This is a genomic window from Prochlorococcus sp. MIT 0604 (genome assembly GCF_000757845.1).
Taxonomy (GTDB): domain Bacteria; phylum Cyanobacteriota; class Cyanobacteriia; order PCC-6307; family Cyanobiaceae; genus Prochlorococcus_A.
Window position 1 is genome coordinate 1,077,936 of the sequence record NZ_CP007753.1, and the last position, 22,133, is coordinate 1,100,068.

The following is a 22,133-nucleotide window of genomic DNA, read 5'->3' on the forward strand; positions in this document are numbered from 1 at the left end:
CAGATACTTAGGATGCATAGACACATTAGGCACCTTTAGTAAAAAACTTTCGAAATTATTTATGAAAAAAGAAACCGATATTATCTTTTGGGTCCTTTCTAGAGTAAGTGGGTGGGTGATTTCGAGGCGCTCAATATTTCTAGGTAAAAGATTGCATAATTAGACACACTTTTACAAATTCCCGATTATACAAATAGCTAAAATTAAGTTGTAGCAATTTATCTCATCAAATGTAAATAATTAAAGATGAAACCAAAATCATTGCATTTGGAAGCTTATACGATTTCCGAAACAGCTAAAAGACTAGGCTATAAAAGCACTAAAACAATCTATCGACTTCTCAAAAGAGATTTATTAGAAGACTATGTTTATCTAGAAAGATCAGGAAGAGTTTATTTAGTATTAGAGCCGCAAAATCTTCCATCTTTAGGGGAAAAAATTAGAACAAATATTCAGTTTAAAAAATCTAATGTCATTAAAAAAGGGGCTAAGCCCCTTTTTTTTAATAATTCGGTTTAATTAAAATTAATTTCCTCCCAGAGGTGACCAAAGAGTTGCTTCTGATCCTATAACTGGGGCAACACCATGACTTTTGATTTTAGTAGAAACTTTATTTTTAACAATAGGAGTATCTATTTCTCCTAAAGCTGACCATAAAGTTGATTGATGAGCGATAACAGCTGGAACTTTTAACGTTTGAGATTGTAAAGAAGGCTTATGGGTTCTTACAAGTTGTACTCCAAGAGAACCAACAACAAATGCCCCAAGAAAACCTGCAAATATAGCAGTAGTATTGTTACTCCTTACTGAGGTAGATACGTTATTAGACATAATAGTTATGTGACTAAATTTCATTTTTGACCGAAGTCCCCGTTCCTTGGCTTCAATCTTAATGCGGCTCGCAAAACGAGATGAACGTTTTTGTAGTCTACGCTACATATTAACTATAAGTACAATTTAATTTATAAGTTGTTCATTACTATACAAAAACTTATTAAAAAATAAGAAACTTAATTTTAAAGTGAAGAAAATATATTTGAATTTTTTTGAGTAAAAAATGATTGATTATTTTCATAATTGTTAGCAGAATAACTTCCGGAAACAACAGTTCCGTGAGTTACCCCAAAAATAAAACCAAGTAAGATCGCTAAACGCATCCAAGAGTATAAATTTGAAACTAATTTCCCTCGAATTTAGAATATATGATGTTGTTATTTATACTAAATAATTTTTTATCCCCCAAGATATGACATTGATGGATGAATTTTTTGATTTTTGTCAGTTGTTTTTTCTAATTTTTTAAATCTATCTTCACTATAGTTATCTTCTCTCGCTTCCCAAATGCTCTTGATTTTATTTTCCAGTTCATGGAGATTAATTGGTAGAGATAACCATGGGTTTAGATTTATACCTTCACTAGAAAAAAGACACGTGTAAGCATAACCATCGCTAGTTATCCTCAACCTATTACAATCTGAACAAAAAGGATTACTTACTGAAGAGATTGTACTTATAAAACTTTTTGAATCACTGATGTACCATCTATTGGCTGTTTGCCCTTCCTTTCTTCCGTAGTCTTTTAATCGATATTTCTTCTTTAATAAACTAATAATTTTTTCAGAGAAAAAAACATCTGATGGCTTCCAATTATTAGATGTGCCTACGTCCATATATTCAATAAAGCGAATTTCTATAGACCTTTTTTTTGCAAAATCAACTAATTCAAAAATTTGATTATCATTTATCTCTTTTTTAATGACTGCATTTATTTTTAATTTCCCCTCCTTTGGATTAAATCCAGCATTAATTGCATGATCTATTCCTTCAAGGACAGTAAATAATTTTTCTTTACCAATAATTTTATTTTCCTCTCCAATCATGTTTGAAAAAATATCAGGATCAATTGCGTCTAAACTTACTGTTATACGGTCTAACCCATTTTTAAAAAGCTCAATAGCTTTTTTCTCAGAGAGCAAATATCCATTTGTAGTTAAAGAAATATCCTGTAAATTTGCTATTGGATTTGATTCTTCTAACCTTTGCAATTTAATTTCATGAAGAAGTTCATCTAATTGAGAACTTAATAAAGGTTCACCTCCAGTAATTCTTAAAGAATTTACCCCTAATCGACAACTGACCAAAATTAATTTTTTAAATTGTTCAATATTTAATACATCTAAACTATAATTTTCTGGCTTACAGTAAATGCATGAAAAATTGCAATTTTGTTTAAGAGATAACCTTAAAACTTTTAACTTTCTTTTTCTATTATCCTCCAATTGCTTAAGTCCCATTATTCATATTTAAAAATTCTCTCTTCGAATTTATATTAATTAAATCTCCATTGTTTGCATAGAAATATTTATGGGGAATTTGATCAACCCATCCAAGAAAGTTTTTCTTTCCAGAGGATAACTTTTTTTTTAATTTAAAATGATTTTCTTCATTGAGGGGATAAATACCGAATAATGGTTGTACAAAAATTCCATCATGGGATACTACCGCAGAATTTTGATTTTTTTCCCATGATTTAATAAGTGAATAAATTAATTTTGTATTCAAATTAGGCATATCGATTGGGATAATCAGGATATTTTTAGTGTTTTTTTTAAAAGATGAAAAAATTTGTTCTATACAAGTTAAAGGGCCATCAAAGGGTTTGGCATCTGAAATAAACCCAACATTATTTCTTTTATCAACTTCTTTTGAATGAGAAGTATGATTTGTTATTACAAAAGTTTCCAAATTAAGAGTATTTAATATTTTTATTTTATGAGTAAGCCAATTTCCGCCTTCATGATGTTTAATTAGTGCTTTATCAAACCCCATTCTTGAACTCTTGCCACCAGCCAAGATGAATGCCTTAAATTTTTTATGTTTTATTTCCATAACTTAGGTAATATTTTCCCACGAGTATTTTATGTATCGAATAATACCAATAATAAGATTGCTAATTATTCCCAATTTTGAATTTTTCTTAGTACTGACAATATAATTTTAGCCTTTTAAAAAATTTGAATTTATTTCCCCTCAAATTTCGTATTAAATAATACAAATGAATGCATTGATCGAAATATAAATTGCTTAAAAATTAATCTTTAAAAATTTTCATGTTAAGTGATGTTTGGTCTTTGAATGGCAGATATAGAACTCTTCACCTCACCTGGTTTGCCTTTTTCCTTACTTTTGTTGTTTGGTTTAACCTCGCACCTCTTGCAACTACTGTTAAAGCCGATTTAGGTTTATCTGTCGCTCAAATTAGGACAGTAGCAATATGTAATGTTGCTTTAACTATTCCTGGCAGAGTTTTGATTGGAATGTTATTGGATAAATTTGGTCCAAGAAAAACTTACTCAACAATCTTGATATTTTCTGTAGTCCCATGTTTATTATTTGCTAGTGCGCAAGACTTCAATCAACTTGTAATTGCGAGATTGCTTTTATCAATAGTAGGAGCAGGTTTTGTTATCGGAATAAGAATGGTATCTGAATGGTTCCCTCCCAAAGAAATTGGATTAGCTGAGGGAATATATGGAGGATGGGGAAATTTTGGATCTGCTTTTTCTGCGCTTTCTCTTGTTGCCGTAGCTGGATTCTTGTCTTTTTCAGGAGGTTTTGAGTTTCCAACTGGAGCCGTACTGAATTGGAGAGGAGCTATTGTTCTTACAGGAATTATTTCTTTTGTTTATGGAATTATTTATTTCTTTAGTGTGACTGACACACCTCCAGGAAAACCCTACCAAAGGCCTGCAAAAACAGCTGGTTTAGAAGTAACGAGTATAAGAGATTTCTGGGGTTTAATTGGAATGAATGTTCCATTCGCAGCAATTCTTTCAGTACTATGTTGGAGACTTCAGAAGGTAGGTTTTCTAACTTCTTCTACTTATCCAATAGCTTTGCTTGCAGTATTGGCTTGGTTTGTTTTTCAGACTTGGGGAATTGTAAGGACAAATATTGAATTGTTGAAAGGAACTAAAATTTACCCTAAAGAAGATAGATATGAATTCAAACAAGTAGCTATTTTGGAATTAACTTACATAGTAAATTTTGGTTCTGAATTGGCAGTAGTTTCTATGCTTCCTAGTTTCTTTGAATTTACTTTTGATTTACCTAAAGCTGTAGCTGGAATTTTGGCATCATGTTATGCATTTGTGAATTTAATAGCTAGACCTGCAGGAGGATTAATATCTGACAGAACAGGTAATAGAAAAAATACAATGGGATTCCTGACAATGGGATTAGGTTTTGGATATCTATTGATGTCTTTAATAAAACCTGGAACTTTTACAGGATCAGCAGGAATTCTTATGGCTGTATTTTTAACTATGCTCTGTTCATTTTTCGTTCAATCAGGAGAAGGTTCAACTTTTGCTTTAGTTCCCTTAGTTAAAAAAAGAGTAACAGGACAAATAGCTGGATTGGTTGGGGCTTATGGAAATGTTGGTGCGGTAACTTATCTAAATATTTATAGCCTTTTACCTTTATGGATGGGTGGAGGTAAAGATCCTTCTCCAGAAATAATTGCGGCTTCAAATAGTGCCTTCTTCCAAGTCTTAGGTATAGCAGGATTAATAGTTGGATTCTTCTGTTATTTCTTTTTAAAGGAACCTCAAGGATCATTCGCGGATGCTTATGAAGGCGAAAAAGCTGAAAATTACGTTTAACCAATAACTATTGAGATATTTATAAAAGAAATTTTATGAATTTTACTAAAAGTCAATGCCCATATTGCGGTGTTGGCTGTGGTTTAAAAATGAAGCCTAAAAGTTCTGTTTCTGATGATAAATGGTTAGTAAGTGGAGATAGGGATAGTCCTTCAACTCAAGGTAAATTGTGCGTAAAAGGAGCAACAGTTTGTGAGACCCTAAAAGATGGGAGATTAAAAGTACCACTTTACAGGGAAAATTTAAATAAAGAATTTAAAGAAATTTCCTGGGACGAATCATACGAAATTCTGAAAGAGAATATTTTGAGTTCTATAAAGAATTATGGACCTGATTCAATAGCTATGTATGGCTCAGGTCAATTTCATACTGAAGATTATTACGTAGCCCAAAAGCTTCTCAAGGGAGCAATAGGCACAAATAATTTTGATGCTAATTCAAGACTATGCATGAGCTCAGCAGTAGCTGGATATAACAGAAGTTTTGGCTCTGATGGCCCTCCTTGTTGTTATGAAGATATTGATCATTGCTCTTTAATTTTATTAATAGGGACAAATACTGCAGAATGTCATCCCGTTCTTTTTGATCGAATTAAAAAACGTAAAAGAAACGTAAATGATAATTTAAAAGTAATAGTAATCGATCCAAGAGAAACAGAAACTTCATCCATAGCAGATTTTTACTTACAAATTTCTTCTGGAACAGATCTTTTTTTATTAATTGGGATTGCGAATTATCTTTATAAGAATCAATTAACTGATCAAAATTTCATTGATAAGTCGACCGAAAGCTATTTTGATTTTGTAAAACATATACAAAAATGGGATTTAATAAAAATAAGTGAAATTTGCAATATATCCGAGAAAACAATTATTGATATTGCAAAATTATGGGGAGAAAGTAAAAATGTTTTAAGTCTCTGGTCGATGGGTTTGAATCAAAGGCAAGAGGGTACAGCAGCAGTAAATGGGCTAATAAATCTTCATCTAATGACAGGCCAAATAGGCAAAGAAGGTTCTGGTCCTTTTTCCTTGACTGGCCAACCAAACGCTATGGGGGGGAGAGAAGCTGGTGGACTATCGCACCTTCTTCCAGGATATAGGTTTGTAAAAAATAAAATAGATAGGAATGAAATTGAAAAAATATGGGGGTTCCCTGAGGGAAAGATATCTGCAAAACAGGGTCTATCTGCATTTGAACAAATAGAAGCTATAAAAAAAGGATCTGTGAAAATTTGGTGGATTGCAGCTACAAACCCTTTGGTTAGCATGCCTAATTTAAACTTTGTAAAAAAAGCACTTTCAAAATGTCCTTTAATTATCCTCAACGAATCTTATGAACAAAGTGAATCAATTAAATATGCTCATCTAGTATTGCCCGCGGCTCAATGGAGCGAAAAAGATGGTGTTATGACAAATTCAGAAAGAAGAGTAACCCTTTGCCCATCTTTCAGAGAATCGAATAAAAATTCAAAACCAGATTGGCAAATATTTGCTGAATTAGGACAGAAGATAGGCTATTTCAAACAATTTGAATATGAATCTTCATCTGAAGTTTATGATGAATTTTTAAAAACGACTACAAAAAGATTATGCGATATGAGCGGATTATCATATCAATTATTAAAAAATCATGGTCCTCAACAATGGCCTTATCCTAAAGGCAGCGTACCTAGTAAATCTTCAAAAAGATTATATGAAGATGGTCATTTCCCAACTGAGACTGGCAAAGCAAATTTTTGTATTGATGATCCTATAGGGTTGGCTGAACCCCCTTCAGATGAGTACCCACTAATTTTGACAATTGGAAGATATCTAAGTCAATGGCATACAATGACAAGAACTTCTAAAGTTCAAAAACTTACAAAAAAGAATCCAGAACCGTTATTGGAAATTAATTCTAAAGATGCTTTATCTTTAAAAATCAAAAATGATGAAATAGTAAAAATTAAATCCAAAAGAGGGGAAGTTCAAGCAAAAGTTCAGATTACTGACAAAATTAAAGCAGGTACAGTTTTTTTACCAATGCATTGGGGTTTTAGTCAAAAAAATATGTGTGAAGTAAACTCTTTGATGCATGAGAAGTCATGCCCGATATCAAAACAACCAGAATTAAAAGCATGTGCAGTAATAATTGTTCCAAACTAGGCAAGAATCTTATTTTAGAATCTCATCAAATGCTCTATCCAAATTGTTGTGTTCATGACTGGGTCTAACTAATTTGCAAAAAGCAAATCTATCTAGTTCGTTTAAATTGCTCCATTTTTCAACAGAAATATTAATTCCCCTTGCTAGTGCCGATTTTAGAACTTGGTCAGGAACTTTATTTTTATTTTGCCAAGGTTGATTAATTGAAATTTCTATTTCTTTTGCTTCTCCATATTTTGAATTGGATGTAATTTCTTTCAAAAAAATTTTTAAATCAAAAAGATCGTTTTTTGAATCTGGCCAATCAACTATCTTATTTTTTTCAATTAAATTAAAATCTTGCCAATGAGTAAGTTTTAATTTAATTCCAATTAAATCAAGTTTCCTTCTTACACATAAAGGAATGCATCTTAAATCTTTAATAAAATCATCCTCGAAATTAAAATAATGATTTGATTGACTGTTAACCAAAATTAAATTGATATTTTATTAATAAATTAATGCTAAGTATAAAAAATTGATATTAGCTTTATTAAAAATTTTATTTTTTGTATTATTGAATAAATTGCTTAATGGAAATGGATAAATCTTTAACTCATATTAATGAAAGGGGAGAAATGAACATAGTTGATATTTCAGATAAAGTAGAAACTAAAAGAGAGGCTTTAGCAGAAGGATATATTAATTTAAACAAAGAAATATTAGAAAAAATAAAAAATGAAAAAATTAAAAAAGGTGATATTTTTGCAGCGGCTAGATTTTCTGCAATAAATGGTGCAAAAAAAACCTCAGAACTTATTCCTCTCTGTCATAATTTATCATTGAATAAAATCACAATTGATTTTGAAATTTGTGAATCAATGAAAGCAATTAAAATTATTGCTTTTTGCAAATCTCATTCGAAAACAGGTGTTGAGATGGAGGCTCTTACATCAGTTTCAATTGGTCTTCTCACTCTATATGACATGCTTAAAGCTTTAGATCCTTTTATGACTATTGATAATATTCGCCTTTTAGAAAAAAAAGGTGGTAAGAATGGAATATTAAAAAGAAGTTAAGTACTCACAATAATGGGAATTGATATAAATAATCAGGGTCTTTATTTAAATGACGCTATTAAAAAAATCTTGGAAGAGATAGATACTTTAATAGTGAATAATGAAATTTTACATAAGGAAGAGATCAATTTAGACGAAGCACTTGGAAAAGTTTCTATGGAGGAAATCTTATCTGAGGAAGATATACCAGGTTATAGATCATCAGTTATGGATGGATATGCGCTAGGAGAATCAACTAAAGGGAATAAATGGAAAATTGTCGGAGAGTCTTTTCCCGGGAAGCCATTTAATGAACTTCTTAAAAAAGGTGAAGCTGTAACGATTAGTACAGGTTCATTTGTGCCAGATAATTGTTTTTATGTGATACCTCAAGAACAAGTTTCTTTAGAACTTTTAAACGGAAATGAGTATATTCTTAAAAAAGAAAAATCATTTAATAACTCTTGGATTAGAGAAAAAAATGATCAAGTATTTAAAGGTGAAATATTAATCAAGAAAGGGGTAAAGATTACACCTGGGATTTTAAGCAAATTAGCAAGTTGTGGGATAAAAACTATAAAAGTGAGCAAAATTTCTAAATTAGGTTTACTAATTACTGGAGATGAACTTATCAAATCAGGGACTGCAAGAAAGAAAGGAGAAATATGGGAAAGTAATAGCATTTTGATAAAATCAATCTCAAAAAATCTTGGATTTGAAATTAATGAAATTCATATAGAAAAAGATAATTATCAAAATATTAAAAATTCTCTTAGAAATATTTCTGAATTTAACGATGTGGTTATTTCAGTTGGTGGGATATCAGTTGGTAAAAAAGATTTTTTAAAAGATATTATTAACGAGATAGGAGAAATTAAATTTTGGAAACTATTTTTAAAGCCAGGAAAACCCTTTGCTTTTGGATTGATAAATAAAAAAATTCCTTATTTTGGATTACCGGGGAATCCCGTTTCGGCAGCTATTACGTTTATCCAACTTGTGTGGCCCGCGCTTCAGAAACTTGAAGGCATTACTAATATTGAATTCCCTCTTAGGATTAAGGTTAAGCTGAATTCTGATTTGAAAAGAAGAAAAGGGAGACCAGAATTACTTAGAGGAAAACTTATTGTTAATGAAGAAGGTGAATTGATTGCAGATATTTCTGAAGAACAATCCTCATCAAAGATTAGTTCAATATCTAATTCGGATTTATTAATAGAAATACCTTCTGAAATTGATTTTTGTCAAAAAGGAAATTTATTATGGGCACAACTTTTAAAAAATAATTTTTTATAATTTAAATCCTAATTCAGTATTCTTTTTTACCCATGAGGATCCTTTTAAAGTCCATTCTTTTTTCCAAAAAGGAACTTTGTATTTTGTAAATTCAAGTATTTCTTGGAGATATTTATTTGCAATGCCTCTATGATTTGCACTTACTGCTATTAAAATAATAGGTTCGTTAGGGTAAATGAAACCTATTCTGTGTAAGAGAAAAATACATAAATCGTCCTGTTTTTCTGAAATTTTCATTAAATATCTTTTAATATAATTTTCGGTCATTCCTTTATAATGAACAATTTCTAGTTTCTTTAAATCATTTCCAAATTGATCAAAAGGCCTTACTCTTCCAATAAAAAGTGAGTTTGCTGAATTTTTATTGACCTTCTCCCAAAGTTCGAATTCTTTATAAGGATTAAAAGTTTCTTCTAGGATTCTAAATTTTATTCTTAAATTATCCACCGGTAAACATTGGCATAAATGCCACCTCATCATTTGGATTAATCTTCGCATCCATATCTGTAATTTCTTGATTAATAGAAACGATAATATTATCTTGAGGTAATTTAGAATTAATTAACTTCCATACAGAAAAAACCTTCATTTGAGAGCCTTCAATTGTAAGAAATTTTTCATTCCAACCTAGATCTTCAGCGATACTAGATAATAAAACCACCTTAATTTTGTTAGATTTTTCACTTTCCATCTATAGTGATCTAGTAACTAATGGTTTAATTTTAAGTGGTTTCTATAGCTTTGCTTACTGTTTCTGATACTCGTAACACAAAAAATGATGAGAGTGGAAATTATCTACTTCAAGAGGCTGAGAAATCAGGACACAATATCGTTGATAAGAAAATTTGCAAAGATGATATTTATTTAATTAGAAAATATATAAGCGATTGGATCTCAGATCCAAATATTGATGTAATTATCACAACAGGTGGTACAGGAATTACAGCTAGGGACGTTACTCCTGAAGCTATTAGACCTTTATTAGATAAAGAGATTGATGGTTTTGGGGAAACTTTTAGATTTTTATCATTTAAAAAGATAGGAACTAGTACTTTACAAAGTAGGTGTATTGCAGGATCTGCAAATGATAAGTTTTTATTCGTTTTACCTGGATCTAAGGATGCTGTGATGACAGGTTGGCAAGATATAATTTCTTATCAACTTAATGAAAATACAAAACCTTGTAATTTAATAAATCTCATTGATAAGTTAAAAAAATAATTCTCTAGTTTATTTATTTATTAGAAATTGATTTGAGATCAATTTTTGATTTTTTATGCATTTAAGTAGAGAAGGATCTTTTATTTCATTTTCTAATTTTGATAATTTTTCAAAACTATTATCATTCCAAATACTCCCTAAAGAAAAAATTGCATATTTAGCGATTTCTAATTCTTTATTTAGAGAATATTTATAGAGCAATTTACAAACTATTTCGCTTTCTCTTCTTTTTAAGATTGAGATTATCTTGTAGTTGATTTTGAAATTATCGTAAATTTTTATTTGATCAATAAAAGATAATAATTTTTCATCAGTTAATTGATGAGCTTTGAAATGAAGAATATTAAGACCTGCAATCCAAAAATCTGTTTCGCAAATATCGAATATTTCTCTAATTAATTGAAGTTCAATTTCTCCTCCCCAGGGCTCTAAAGCATTAATTATATGAATATTTAACTTATTATTTTGATAAAGATTTTTTAGTAAAAGATCTTTTGCATTTTTTTTATTTGTTAATTTAAGGGCCTCAATTAATTCAACTTTAAGGCCAAATTTTTTTATCATCTTTTCAAGTAAAAAATATCCTTTCTTTTCTTGCATACCTATCTTTTCCGCAATAACTTTACGAATCTCAAAAGATAATTCCAATGAATAGTAGGAAAATAGAATATCAAGATCTAATTTTTTTGAACCTAATCCATTTAAAACTTCTAATATTTCAGATTCACTTTTGCTCATTAATATATTTTTAGGTTTTTAACTTTGCATTAAATTTGTTGATTAAAATTTCTTTGATTAAATTATAAATTTCATGTTTACTAACTTTTTTAAATTCGGTTTCACCTAAAGTTTGCAGGTGATCTTGTCTTCCTCCAATACTGACATTATATCCATCCTCAGTTCCACCTCCCTCTTTTTTTACCTTTGTGCCGGTCATGCCAATACCACCCATATGAGCTTGTCCACAATTATTTGGACATCCTGTCCAATGGATTTTAACCTCCTCTGATAATTCAAGTTCTCGATCTAATTTTTCAGAAATATTTCTTGCTATATCTTTGGTATTTGCAAGAGCAAAACTACAATAACTACTCCCTGTGCATGAAACAGTACTCGCTGAAAAATGGGATGGATTTAATTTGAATTTTTTAATAATTTCTTCATTAGCAAATTCTTCTAAAATGTTATCTTTCAGGCCAACAATAATTAGATTTTGATCTTCGGTTAGTCTTACTTCACTTTGTCCATATTTTTCACTTAATCTTGCAATTTCTTGTATATCTTCTACACATAATCTTCCTACAGGAATATGTAATCCAGCAAAGTAAAGATTGTTTTGTTTTTGTTTATTAATCCCAAATAAACTTCTTTGTTTTTCGTTGAAAATTGAGCCTGGATCGTTCGACAAAGTTCCAAATTTTTCTTCTACAAGTTTTCTAAATTTTTCAATACCTATAGAGTTTAAATAATATCTGAATCTTCCTTTATTTCTGAGAAATCTATCTCCATTATCTCGCCAAAGGGAAGTAATAATTCCAGTTATTTTACATATATCTTTTTCTTCTACCCAGACATCTAGAGGTATAGCATAAGCATTTAAAGTTGCTGATAAAATTCCTCCTACCCAGACACCAAAGCCTAATATTCCATTTTTAAAAACAGGATGAAAGATAAGATCATTATGTAGAAGAAAATTATCTTTTGCTCCGGCAACTGCAGTATTCCACTTCCTGGGTAAATTGGAGAATTCGGGGTTGCCATTACCAGAATTTGTTAAGTAATCTTCTAATTCAGAAGTATATTTTCTTGTATCAATAATTTCTTCAGGATCAATTCCCGCTAGTGGATTGCCAGTTACATTTCTTGGATTATCCATTCCAGACTGAACGGATGTAATATCAACCTCTCTAAGTCTTTTAATAATATCTGGTAGATCATTTATCAAAACTCCCCTTAATTGAATATTTTGCCTAGTTGTTATATCTGCAGAACCGTCTTCTCCGTATCTAGCAACTATTGAAGCGATTACTCTCAACTGATTAGAGTTTAAAATTCCATTGGGAACTCTAAGCCTCATCATAAATCTTCCAGGAGTTTTTGGTCTCCAAAAAAGGCCATACCACTTTAAGCGCATTTGCAAATCTACTTCATCCATCTCTTCCCACCCTTTAAGAGCATAATCATCTAATTCTTCAAAAATTTTCAGACCATCTTTTTCCGCCTTTTGCTTTTCAATCTTATTTAATTTTTTATCATTTAAATAATATTGCATATTTATTTTTTAATCAGATTATTTTCCCTAGATTTGGGGGGATAAAATGTATCCTATTATACGAATTTCTATAAATATTTTTTATTTTTAAAAATCTATTTCTTTCATAAACAATTTAGTTCATTTACTCTAATAATTGTAATGTTCTAGAATTAATTTTTAACTTTTCCCACCTTGTTTTCTGATTTCCTGATAACAGAATCAAAAGCGTTCTCTAAATCTTTTGTATTAAATCTTGAATAACTTTTTAAATGAGTTTCAAGATCATGTCCCATTGCATCTGCTATTTGTTTTGGTGATCTATAAGTGCCATTTTTATTGATCCTATTATGAGCAACATAGGCGTATCTATGCCGGAAAGAATAAGGTGTGCATTCTTGCCCCTCAACTTCAGCTTCCTTGCAAATTGACAACCAAACATTCTTAGGACTTCTATCTCTTAACTGTTTGCCTAACCTATCTGCGCCTTGTCCTTTGGATATTTGAGGAAGAAGTTCTCCAGCAGCAAACCTTTGCTGCAAAGTAAGGCACCATTCAAAAGGATTTCCATCTATATCCAAAACAAATAAAGGAAATAATCTTCTTCCATTTATCTTTGAATTCGATTTCTTATAAGTAGTCCAAAGTTCTGTTTTATTATTTTTTAGAACTAAATATCTAAGTTCCTCAGGCCTCAATCCATATACGGCACAAAGCTGAGTTGCAAATTGCCATTTTGCTGCATGCTCATTATCTGCAAACGCATCAACCAATCTTCCAATTTGGGAATCTGTTAATGGATAACCTACTCTCTTTTCTGTAGTTACTTCTTCTTCAGCTTTATTAAAAACTGGTGGTCTCCAATATGATGGAAAATCTTCTCTTTCTACGCACCAATTTAAGAATCTATTAAAAGCTAATCTCATATGTCTTCGCATGGTTGTGCCTTTAGCCCAACCTCTTTTTTCTAAATTTTTACCATGTTGATATTCATTACTGACTTTATCCCATAATCTTTTCCCATTTTGAGGTCTTGCTTTTGATCTCTTTACGTAAAAGAGAATTGCTGTAATTACAGGAAGGTGCTTCCTTTTCCATGTATTTTCTTGGATGGTATGTTTATTAGAGTTTCTGTAATTTTCGAGAGCCGTATCCCAGTTCAGCTCGAATTTAGATGATGATTTCTGTGAAATATCAAAAGCAGCTTTTAAAGAAATATTGGATTTATAGTTTTCATAAGTATCAGCAGCATTTTGTATGAGCTTAAGAGCCTCAACCCATTGATCTTCTTGCCATTTGTATGGAAGGTTTATTGATAAAAATCCTGATGCTTTTTTCCCATATAAAACACGAATATTTCCTCTATCAGGTTGAACAGTCCATCCAGTTCCAACAGAGACTTTAATTGCTCTTCTAAATACTTTTATCCAAGAGTTAGTTTCTACCACAAAGCGTCCGAGTGCTCCTCTTTTATTCTACGCAAATCCGTAGAAATATAACCTTACTTAGGCAAAAGTGTGCAGTCTCGTGCAGTCTTATGCAGTACATGATTGAAGTTATAGCTGAGATAACAGAGTCTCACTAATTGCGTGTTAGTGCTTTGGGAGCACTAGGTCGCAGGTTCGAATCCTGTCGCCCCGACCATTTAAAAACCAAGTCATACTAGCGAGTCTCCCAACTCGCTTTTTTATTTCTCATTTGTCTTAAAAACACAAATAGCGATTAAATAGCGATTATTTGTATAGCCTTGTATAACTTTGTCCAGTTAATCGCTAACCATCACTAGGTTTATTAAACCTTTAAATAAATAAAATAATCAATAAAGTACCAATACTGAAAATTAAACTCCAACCCTGAGAATTAATTTTCAATTTAAAAATTATTTATATGTAATGAGTAAAAAACCTAAATAGGTTAAAAACCATTTATTCACAAGACCTTTTACTTGATGATGACTGAATTAAATTACCCATCCAATTTTTAATATCTGATAATACTTCCAAATCTAATTTATAGTAAACCCATCTACCTTCTTGTCTATCAGAGATAAGACCTGAATCCTTAAGGATTTTTATATGATAGGAAATTTTAGATTGAGATAATCCAGTTACTTTAACTATGTCGCAAACACATATCTCTCCACCCATCATTAATTCAAGAATATTTATTCTAATCGGATCTGAGAGGGACTCCATTATCCCAATAAATTGATCACTATCAATCTTTTTAAGTTGTTCTAACAAAATCAAAAGATCATTAACTTTTTAAATACTAACCTAAAAAATTTAATTACACATATCAAGAATTATTGATATATCAATTATTTTTGATATATTATATTAGGTTTTGAAATATCTATGAAAATTGGAATTAACGGATTTGGAAGAATTGGTAGGTTAGTTTTAAGAATTTTATGGGAAAGAAAAGATATTGAAATAACTCATATAAATGAAATTAATGGGGATTCTTTAACTGCATCTCATTTACTAGAGTTTGATTCTGTTCATGGTAAATGGAATAAAAAAATAGCTTCGAATGACAACGAAATAATAATTGAAGATAAAAAAATTTCCTTTACATCAATAAAGAACTATCTTGATGTTCCATGGAATAAATCTTCGGTTGATCTTGTTTTGGAATGTACGGGTAAAAACAAAGCTCCTAAAGAATTAAATCCATACTTTGATTCTCTTGGAATAAAAAAAGTAATAGTTGCTTGTCCTGTGAAAGGAATTGTGGGAGGGGAACAAGCACTTAATATTGTTTATGGAATTAATCAAGCCCTTTATAAACCTGAAAAACATAAATTAATTACAGCAGCATCCTGTACTACAAATTGCTTGGCTCCCATCGTAAAAGTTGTTAATGAAAATTTCTCAATTAAACATGGGGTTATAACAACTATTCATGACGTTACAAATACACAATCTCCAGTAGATTTTTACAAAAGTGACTTAAGAAGAGCAAGAGGATGCATGCAAAGCTTAATACCTACTACAACTGGATCAGCTAATGCGATTGCTGAAATTTTCCCTGAATTAGAAGGAAAACTAAATGGTCATGCAGTAAGGGTTCCACTTCTAAACGCCTCATTAACCGATATAGTTTTTGAATTAAATAAGGAAGTAACTGAAGAGCAAGTAAATAATGAATTTAAAAAAGCATCTGAAACATACTTAAAAGGTATTCTTGGATACGAGGAGAGACCCTTAGTATCCGCTGATTACTTAAATGACTGTAGAAGTTCAATAATTGATGGACTTTCAACCATGGTTGTAAATTCTAATTTATTAAAGATTTATGCCTGGTATGACAATGAGTGGGGTTATAGTTGCAGGCTTGCAGATCTTACTTCTTATGTAATTGAGAAAGAAAATAAATTTTAGTTTTTATGAAGTTATCTAGCCTTCAACAATATAGTGTCGTTACCGCAAACTATTGGGCATTTACGCTTACTGACGGTGCATTGAGAATACTAGTTGTTGGTCATTTTCATGAACTTGGTTATTCAACTCTGCAAATAGCTTTACTTTTTCTTTTCTATGAATTTTTTGGAATAATTACAAATCTTTTTGGAGGATGGATAGGGGCAAGATATGGCTTGAGACTTACTTTATGGATAGGAACGATTCTGCAAATTCTTGCTCTTTTCATGCTGATTCCAGTCAAAGAGAATTGGTCAATAATCTTTAGCGTCTCATACGTTATGTTAGCCCAAGCACTTAGTGGGGTAGCAAAAGATTTAAATAAAATGAGTGCAAAAAGTGCAGTTAAATCAATAGTTCCAGATTCAGAAGAGAATAATCAAAATAGTCAAAAACAATTATTTAAGTGGGTTTCAATTTTAACAGGATCTAAAAATGCACTTAAGGGTGTTGGTTTCTTCCTAGGGGGTCTCTTATACAAGCTATTGGGCTTTAATAATGCAGTTGGAATAATGGGTTTAGGTCTATGCTTCGCATTCTTTTTAACTTTATGTCTTCCTAAAGATTCAGGGAAAATGAAAAGAAAGCCAATTTTTAAAGACCTTTATTCAAAGTCTAAAGGTATTAATATTCTTTCAAGTGCAAGGTTTTTTTTATTTGGAGCAAGAGATGTCTGGTTTGTAGTAGCTCTTCCAGTATTTTTAGACATTTCTTTTGGATGGGATTATTTAAAAATAGGGCTGTTCTTGGGTGGATGGATAATAATCTATGGTTTCTTTCAAGTATTAGCTCCATTACTTAGAAAAGTATGGGGGAAAAATAATAGCCCAACAAAAACTACCGTTCAATTTTGGGGACTTATCTTGACGGTTATACCTTTATTTATTGCAGGAGCATTAAACGGTGATAAATCATTAGGTCCTGTAATTGTTATTGGATTAATAATATTCGGCTTTATTTTTGCAATGAATTCATCTACTCATTCCTACTTGATTTTGGCTTATTCAGATAATGAGAAAGTAAGTTTAAATGTTGGTTATTACTATATGGCTAATGCAGCAGGAAGATTATTTGGAACCCTACTATCGGGCTTATTATTTATGCTCGGTAAAAATGCCACTATTGGTATGCAGTATTGTTTATATACTTCATCAATTTTGATTTTTATTGCTTGGCTTACTAGTTCTAAATTACCTTCCTATTCTTCCAACAGCTTCAATTGATTTTTTTAAAATTTCACCTTTTAAGGGAACGAAACCCAAGGCAGGAGCTTTATCTTGGTATTCATCGCTGAGCAATTTATAGAATGTATCTTGAATTGCCTTAGTATTCCTTCCATTACCTGTTTCATAAGCAAGTATCCAAGTTAAGGTTGCTATTGGATAAGCTCCTTTAGCAGTGGGGTTTGGATTTTTACCAGCCAAGTTCTTATCAAGAGTTATTCCATTTAAAGCTATCGCGCCTGATTCAGTATTTGGAGTAACAAATTCACCAGAAAGATTTTGAAGTGCAGCAGCCTTAACCTTACCTTTAATGTATGACTGGTTTACATAACCAATTGCACCTGGAGTATTTTGAATAACACCTGCAACACCAGAATTTCCTTTTGCGCCAACTCCCGAAGGCCATTTAACAGATTTACCAGTACCTAAATTCCAGGTCTTAGAGAAAGCCTCCATAGAATTTGTAAAAGCTTTAGTCGTGCCTGAGCCATCAGAACGATGGGCCCAAGTTAATTTACCTGACTTACATCCTAATTCCTTCCAATTTTTAATCATTCCCATTGCTACTTGAACAGCTTGTTCTTGTGTTAGTTTCAAGTCGCAATCATAGTTATATCCAAACGCAATTGTTCCACCCACCATCGGTATTTGAACAAGTCCTCTTTTAACTTTCTCTATATCAGAAACTTTCATTGGATCGTCAGAGGCTCCAAAATTAACAGTTTCGTCTATGAAAGCTTTTCTTCCAGATCCAGAACCTACTGCTTGATAATTAACTCTAGGGCCTCCAGATTTAGCTAAGTCAAAAAACCACCTGGTATAAATTTTCGAAGGAAATGATGCACCAGCTCCACTCAATCTTTTTGAAGCCATCGCAGATGGAGAAAGTATTAATGAAATTGCAGAAGATAAAATGAGAGTTTTTTTGAAAATACTCATTAGCCAATTAGATTGAAAACAATTTATTTATAGCATCAAACAAAAAGCGAAATACAAACATTAAGAAATACATCAAAATATTTTGATATAATCAATAATTATTGATATATACGACCTGTTCGCTCTTTTTAAACGCTTATTACTTGCATAAAAAAGAGGGTTTTATCCCTCTATATTGGATCGACTGTCAATCAATGATATTTTACAGCTCCTAAAGCACTAGGTCTTTGGTTAGCGATTATTTAGCGATTAATTGTATACCTAAGGATAATTTTGTATAACTTTGGCCTATTTTTAAGACTCGTAATTTTGTAGATATAGCAACTAACAAGCTATAGCCTGACTTGTTTATTTAACCCACTGTCTCAAATTGGAGGGCGGGTGCTTTGGGAGCACTAGGTCGCAGGTTCGAATCCTGTCGCCCCGATCAGTTATAGCAGTAGTTCTTGGATATTTGTTAGTAATCTCAAATGAGAAAGGAGCGCTAGAAGGAGCGCTAGTATCTTCGAAGATTTTGAAAAGGTGCTTAATTTCTTACTTATAAGTATTGAGTAATGCAATATAAATTCCCAACAATACTAATATTGCTACACCTAAACCAATAACTGTATTTGGTTGATTATTCCAAAGCCCCTGAAAATATTCCATGAAAAATTTACTCTTTACCTAAGAAGACTATAGAAAATAATTGTGGAGAAATTGAAAAGGATGACGAAGCAATGGGAAAGTCAATAAAAGATTTAACTTTGTCTTATATGGACAAACTAGGTGTGCTTTGGGATGATAAAAAAAAGGAAAAAAATTTGATTACTAAATTGGATGATACCTCTTGGCAGAAAGAGTTCTTGGAGATGAAGTCACATTCAACTTCAGATGTAAGACTTCTAATGCAAGGTGCAAAAGGATTCAGAGATGCTTGGCATTTAGGTTCTCTGCATGAGGAATACAAAATCATGAAACGTCGAGAGCACCAACAACAGCAGTAACTAAATAACGAAGACCAAAACACAAAAAATCAAATTAAGAATAAAGCTTAAGGTTTTAGAAGTAAATTTTATAAACAAAAAAAGGGCGTTAGATTCGCCCTCAATAAAAAAGCGTGATAATCCCCATCACCCAACCTTTTAAAGATACTAGAACTACATATAGTGTTTGTAAGTAACAAAAATTACCTATCGATGGGGTTGTTTGTTCCTTTTTAATTTGTCATGATAGAAATCCCCATCATCCAGGCTCGCAAGGGTCTTTTTTTTTTGCCTGTCATAACAAATATGTGAAGGATTCAAAAAGTAACATAATAACAGTCTCAGTAGATACACAAAAATTCCATCACAAAGTATTAGGATAGCTTTACTTAAGTTACGGTATTCAATATGTCACTAAAAAATCAAACTAATGGTATTTATCCTTGGGATTATCAAATAGGAGATGATAATTTCCAATTAGAGCCTTGGATTCTAGAGAAAGGAAAAGAATATGTGTCTATTGAGAAAAATATAGATAACAAAGGGTTTTTTTATTTACAAAAGAATGCTGAGAAACGTCTTTCTCTCAACGCCATACAAATAAAATCGACGTATAACCATTTGATGAATTTTGGATATAAGTTGCGAATTAGCTAGTTCTGATTTTTAAAACTAAATTTTAGCGGTATTTAACTTTGGTTTTACAAAATCAAATAAGAATAAGAAATGATTTATAGGTGTTGAATCAAAAACTAATAATTTGTTTTAAATAATAAAAATCTATTATTAAGTTATTAATTTACAAAAAATGGAAATAACTTTTAAAGAAGATACCTCATTAGGCTTAGAGTCCTACGATGATTTAGGTTTTAATTCTGAAGAAGAGCTTCAATTAGAAATTTCAAAACTTATTAAAATTAGACCTGAATTTGAAAATAATCTAAATTAAATTTCATAATCGAGTGTAATTCAATAAAAAGTTAAAAGGAAAATTAATAGCTATTAATAAATAAAGGATATTAATGCACCTAAAAATAAATATAAATTTTTTAGAAAAATATTTAGCAAATTTTGTAAATGATATTGAATATAAGAGGATTACAAAAAAATTAAAAGAATATGATTTAATGGCGGACGTTGATGATCAAAGATTTCATCATTTTTGTTCTTAAATTTTAGTGTATGGTCGAGATTGAAAAATATCATTTTTACTACCTAGTTAATATTAGGAACTAGGTCGTTGAGGGGAGCGCTAGGGGGAGCGCTAAGTTCTATAAACATCTTGTATGATCTTCGAAGATTTAGCAATAAGCTGTCTCAAACTCGTTCCACTCTCTACAATTAGTTAAGACTATAACTAAAGTCTCAAGGTTTTCTTAAAAATAACGCCCAGTGCTTTGGGAGCACTAGGTCGCAGGTTCGAATCCTATCGCCCCGATTCAGTTATAGCAGTAAGTCTCAGCTAATAATAATTTTCCCTCAAAAAAGCGTTCCCTCATATTTCCCTCAAATGGGTTATTGGTATCACTAGCTTTGTAAGGTTCCCTCAAATAATACAGTTGTTTTCTAAATATATATATGTAGTATTAAGTCAGTTAAGTCTGTCATGGACTTAATCTTCCCCTAGAAGAATCTCTATCCAGTTCGGCCTGTGGTCAGAAAAAGAGCAGTGATGGTTGAGAGCCTGAAACTAATCGAGTACTGGAAACGTGGTTGTGAGTCTCTACTCAGAAGAGACAATAAGGATAAGTTAACGTAGCTTGTCAGACCACATTCTGAGAATCAAATTATTGATTCAAAAACAGAGATTGGAAGCGTACTAAATGACCTGTTCACGCTCTTACGGAGTTGGTCATACGAGTTGTCGGGCTAGGGGAATTGGTGAACCACAATCTGCAAACTGTGTTCATCAAAGAAATGACAGAACTTTTTTCGGAGTGGGCTACAACTCGACAATTAGAGCCAATTATAGGAATTAGGGAAAAAACTTTATATCGTTCGAGACAATTAGGTGTATAGGAGTTAGATAGACATTACCGCATACAAAATCCTCTGATTTTAAAGTTTATTGATTGTATACTGACACTGCAATATTACCCTATACTTTTTAGGTAGAGTTCCTTTATGGTATCCATAAGTATCCTCAAAAAATCCTGTACCTTTTTTGCCAGTTAATACTTCTTCCTTATTAGGATACCTTTTGTGAACATTTTTATAGCTTAACCTACGTCTTATAGATTTATATATGCTTTTGTCATTAAGACTTTTTTTTATATAGCTATGGGGACCAGAATTTTCATCTACATCATTCAAGTATACAAATAGTTTTAAAAATTTATAGTCATCTATATCATAATGATAACCATAGAGATTTTCTCCAGAAGTATCCTTATCCGTAGGCAATGAAATCCAAATCACACAATTTTCAATTTTTGGCTCAACCCCCAAATATGCTTTTGCTATTTCTAGAATCTGTTCGTCAAAGATAATTTCTTCAACCTCTTTAATAAACTTATTTGGCGAAAATAATCGATATTGTAAAACATCTTTTAAATAATTCCCAGACATTATTTCATTATAGGTAAATTCCTGATTTCCTATATTTGGTTTAAATTTTAAAGTTGATAACTTTTCTAATATTTTGTTTATATGATCTTCACTAATTAAGAATTTATTAGATAAACCATCATTAATAAGGTTGTTTAGAATTTCTTTTTTTGAAATAGAATTATCATTTAATTTACAATAAGAAAAATTTCTAATATTAGAAGTCAAACATCTTTTTGCATATTTTTTGGCTAAATAGTTTTTAACTGGCAAAATTCTTCCTAGGAAACGTAACTTAAGATTTTTAGAATATCTTATTTCATCAAAAAAAATTTCTTTTAGACCTCTTATTAAATCAGATTTTATTTCCATATAAAAAAAACTAAAATTAAATTCAATAATTAATTAAAAATAGAAA

25 protein-coding genes are annotated in these 22,133 nt (G+C 31.1%); 12 read left to right on the forward strand and 13 right to left on the reverse strand.

The features are described 5' to 3' along the window. Positions 1-246 precede the first annotated feature (246 nt). Positions 247-519: a helix-turn-helix domain-containing protein gene (locus EW14_RS06020; protein ID WP_042850606.1), complete on the forward strand. Its 273-nt coding sequence runs from the start codon at positions 247-249 to the stop codon at positions 517-519. 6 nt (positions 520-525) lie between these two features. On the opposite strand, the gene EW14_RS09870 is transcribed toward EW14_RS06020, so the two are convergent. The 4 genes from EW14_RS09870 to EW14_RS06035 form a co-directional block, all read right to left on the reverse strand. Further along, entirely contained in the window at positions 526-831 is a 306-nt protein-coding gene (locus EW14_RS09870) for a hypothetical protein (protein ID WP_042850607.1), read from the reverse strand. Between the two features lie 185 nt (positions 832-1,016). After that, positions 1,017-1,157, reverse strand: a complete 141-nt coding sequence (locus tag EW14_RS10075) for a hypothetical protein (RefSeq protein WP_156095668.1) — start codon at positions 1,155-1,157, stop codon at positions 1,017-1,019. Between the two features lie 75 nt (positions 1,158-1,232). Then, positions 1,233-2,294 (reverse strand): GTP 3',8-cyclase MoaA, encoded by a 1,062-nt coding sequence (locus EW14_RS06030; protein ID WP_042850608.1) that lies wholly within the window; start codon positions 2,292-2,294, stop codon positions 1,233-1,235. Further along, on the reverse strand, positions 2,284-2,889 hold the full coding sequence (locus tag EW14_RS06035; RefSeq protein ID WP_042850609.1) for a molybdenum cofactor guanylyltransferase: 606 nt from the start codon (positions 2,887-2,889) through the stop codon (positions 2,284-2,286). The genes EW14_RS06030 and EW14_RS06035 overlap by 11 nt, the downstream gene beginning before the upstream one ends. Before the next feature lie 221 nt (positions 2,890-3,110). On the opposite strand from EW14_RS06035, the gene EW14_RS06040 reads away from it, so the two are divergent. After that, positions 3,111-4,664: a NarK family nitrate/nitrite MFS transporter gene (locus EW14_RS06040; protein WP_042850610.1), complete on the forward strand. Its 1,554-nt coding sequence runs from the start codon at positions 3,111-3,113 to the stop codon at positions 4,662-4,664. Between the two features lie 35 nt (positions 4,665-4,699). Beyond that, on the forward strand, positions 4,700-6,811 hold the full coding sequence (locus EW14_RS06045) for a molybdopterin oxidoreductase family protein (protein ID WP_052044735.1): 2,112 nt from the start codon (positions 4,700-4,702) through the stop codon (positions 6,809-6,811). 9 nt (positions 6,812-6,820) lie between these two features. Here the strand turns inward: EW14_RS06045 and EW14_RS06050 are convergent, their stop codons facing one another. Beyond that, a complete protein-coding gene (locus EW14_RS06050) occupies positions 6,821-7,282 on the reverse strand; it encodes a nitrate reductase associated protein (RefSeq protein WP_042850611.1) in 462 nt (153 codons plus the stop codon). Between the two features lie 107 nt (positions 7,283-7,389). On the opposite strand from EW14_RS06050, the gene moaC reads away from it, so the two are divergent. Together moaC and EW14_RS06060 are read left to right on the forward strand one after the other, a co-directional pair. Further along, complete coding sequence (gene moaC / locus EW14_RS06055; protein WP_197049552.1) at positions 7,390-7,869, forward strand: cyclic pyranopterin monophosphate synthase MoaC; 480 nt, start codon at positions 7,390-7,392, stop codon at positions 7,867-7,869. Positions 7,870-7,881: 12 nt separating this feature from the next. Continuing rightward, positions 7,882-9,144: a molybdopterin molybdotransferase MoeA gene (locus EW14_RS06060; RefSeq protein WP_042850614.1), complete on the forward strand. Its 1,263-nt coding sequence runs from the start codon at positions 7,882-7,884 to the stop codon at positions 9,142-9,144. On the opposite strand, the gene EW14_RS06065 is transcribed toward EW14_RS06060, so the two are convergent. Together EW14_RS06065 and EW14_RS06070 are read right to left on the reverse strand one after the other, a co-directional pair. Next, the gene (locus EW14_RS06065; protein WP_052044736.1) at positions 9,139-9,591 is read right to left on the reverse strand and encodes a molybdenum cofactor biosynthesis protein MoaE; all 453 of its coding nucleotides are present in this window, start codon (positions 9,589-9,591) and stop codon (positions 9,139-9,141) included. The genes EW14_RS06060 and EW14_RS06065 overlap by 6 nt on opposite strands. Then, positions 9,584-9,835: a MoaD/ThiS family protein gene (locus EW14_RS06070; RefSeq protein WP_042850615.1), complete on the reverse strand. Its 252-nt coding sequence runs from the start codon at positions 9,833-9,835 to the stop codon at positions 9,584-9,586. The genes EW14_RS06065 and EW14_RS06070 overlap by 8 nt, the downstream gene beginning before the upstream one ends. Before the next feature lie 50 nt (positions 9,836-9,885). Here EW14_RS06070 and moaB point away from each other — a divergent pair, with 50 nt between their 5' ends. Further along, complete coding sequence (gene moaB, locus EW14_RS06075; protein WP_255347388.1) at positions 9,886-10,365, forward strand: molybdenum cofactor biosynthesis protein B; 480 nt, start codon at positions 9,886-9,888, stop codon at positions 10,363-10,365. Positions 10,366-10,374: 9 nt separating this feature from the next. Here moaB and EW14_RS06080 read toward each other — a convergent pair whose 3' ends face one another. From EW14_RS06080 to EW14_RS06095, 4 genes are all read right to left on the reverse strand, one after another. After that, positions 10,375-11,103 carry a hypothetical protein gene (locus EW14_RS06080; RefSeq protein WP_042850617.1) on the reverse strand — a complete coding sequence of 243 codons (729 nt, stop codon included), beginning with the start codon at positions 11,101-11,103 and terminating at the stop codon, positions 10,375-10,377. A gap of 10 nt (positions 11,104-11,113) precedes the next feature. Beyond that, complete coding sequence (locus tag EW14_RS06085) at positions 11,114-12,637, reverse strand: ferredoxin--nitrite reductase (protein WP_042850618.1); 1,524 nt, start codon at positions 12,635-12,637, stop codon at positions 11,114-11,116. A 152-nt stretch (positions 12,638-12,789) separates the two neighbouring features. After that, positions 12,790-14,064, reverse strand: coding sequence for a hypothetical protein (locus tag EW14_RS06090; RefSeq protein ID WP_052044737.1), 1,275 nt, complete (start codon positions 14,062-14,064; stop codon positions 12,790-12,792). A gap of 477 nt (positions 14,065-14,541) precedes the next feature. Beyond that, positions 14,542-14,859 (reverse strand): helix-turn-helix transcriptional regulator, encoded by a 318-nt coding sequence (locus EW14_RS06095; protein WP_042850619.1) that lies wholly within the window; start codon positions 14,857-14,859, stop codon positions 14,542-14,544. 114 nt (positions 14,860-14,973) lie between these two features. Between EW14_RS06095 and EW14_RS06100 the strand changes: the two genes are divergently transcribed. Further along, positions 14,974-16,002, forward strand: coding sequence for an ArsJ-associated glyceraldehyde-3-phosphate dehydrogenase (locus EW14_RS06100; protein WP_042850620.1), 1,029 nt, complete (start codon positions 14,974-14,976; stop codon positions 16,000-16,002). 5 nt (positions 16,003-16,007) lie between these two features. Further along, positions 16,008-17,264 (forward strand): organoarsenical effux MFS transporter ArsJ, encoded by a 1,257-nt coding sequence (arsJ, locus tag EW14_RS06105; protein WP_042850621.1) that lies wholly within the window; start codon positions 16,008-16,010, stop codon positions 17,262-17,264. Here the strand turns inward: arsJ and pstS are convergent. Then, positions 17,232-18,203 carry a phosphate ABC transporter substrate-binding protein PstS gene (gene pstS / locus EW14_RS06110; RefSeq protein ID WP_042850622.1) on the reverse strand — a complete coding sequence of 324 codons (972 nt, stop codon included), beginning with the start codon at positions 18,201-18,203 and terminating at the stop codon, positions 17,232-17,234. The genes arsJ and pstS overlap by 33 nt on opposite strands. 719 nt (positions 18,204-18,922) lie before the next feature. Between pstS and EW14_RS06115 the strand changes: the two genes are divergently transcribed. The 4 genes from EW14_RS06115 (at position 18,923) to EW14_RS10085 (ending at position 20,340) form a co-directional block, all read left to right on the forward strand. Beyond that, positions 18,923-19,189: a hypothetical protein gene (locus EW14_RS06115; protein WP_225866623.1), complete on the forward strand. Its 267-nt coding sequence runs from the start codon at positions 18,923-18,925 to the stop codon at positions 19,187-19,189. A gap of 387 nt (positions 19,190-19,576) precedes the next feature. Then, the gene (locus tag EW14_RS06120) at positions 19,577-19,825 is read left to right on the forward strand and encodes a hypothetical protein (RefSeq protein ID WP_042850623.1); all 249 of its coding nucleotides are present in this window, start codon (positions 19,577-19,579) and stop codon (positions 19,823-19,825) included. 151 nt (positions 19,826-19,976) lie between these two features. Next, on the forward strand, positions 19,977-20,117 hold the full coding sequence (locus EW14_RS10080; RefSeq protein ID WP_156095669.1) for a hypothetical protein: 141 nt from the start codon (positions 19,977-19,979) through the stop codon (positions 20,115-20,117). 73 nt (positions 20,118-20,190) lie between these two features. Then, positions 20,191-20,340, forward strand: coding sequence for a hypothetical protein (locus EW14_RS10085; protein ID WP_156095670.1), 150 nt, complete (start codon positions 20,191-20,193; stop codon positions 20,338-20,340). A gap of 886 nt (positions 20,341-21,226) precedes the next feature. Here the strand turns inward: EW14_RS10085 and EW14_RS09740 are convergent. Further along, on the reverse strand, positions 21,227-22,087 hold the full coding sequence (locus EW14_RS09740) for a hypothetical protein (protein ID WP_052044738.1): 861 nt from the start codon (positions 22,085-22,087) through the stop codon (positions 21,227-21,229). Positions 22,088-22,133 lie beyond the last annotated feature (46 nt).